This window comes from Pseudoalteromonas sp. GW168-MNA-CIBAN-0100 (assembly GCF_040309225.1).
GTDB lineage: Bacteria > Pseudomonadota > Gammaproteobacteria > Enterobacterales > Alteromonadaceae > Pseudoalteromonas > Pseudoalteromonas arctica.
Genome location: NZ_JBEOOL010000601.1, coordinates 1 through 269, shown reverse-complemented (window position 1 = coordinate 269; position 269 = coordinate 1). Strand labels below are relative to the sequence as shown.

The window sequence follows — 269 nt, the reverse complement described above, 5'->3', positions numbered from 1 at the left end:
AATTTGAGCATTCCAAATACATTGAAACAAAAAGAAGACTCACCAGACAAAGGTCTACAACCATATTCTCCAAAAGAACTTAAACAGTTACTGGAGACGAATACAGCTCAAAAAGAGACTTATAAACGTTATTTGCAGTGTGCCTTGTTAGGTGGACTTCGATCTTTTGAAATTTCGGCCATCGACCAGAAAGACCTCTTTAACCCTGATGAAAAAGAAAACGAGAAACGTATTCCAAAATTGAACATTGTACGAAAAGGACATAAGCC

At 36.8% G+C, this 269-nt stretch carries 1 pseudogene; it reads left to right on the top strand.

Annotated elements, in window-relative coordinates:
* Positions 1 to 21: 21 nt before the first annotated feature.
* Positions 22 to 269: pseudogene (locus AAEY62_RS22620) on the top strand (site-specific integrase); the annotation flags it as partial.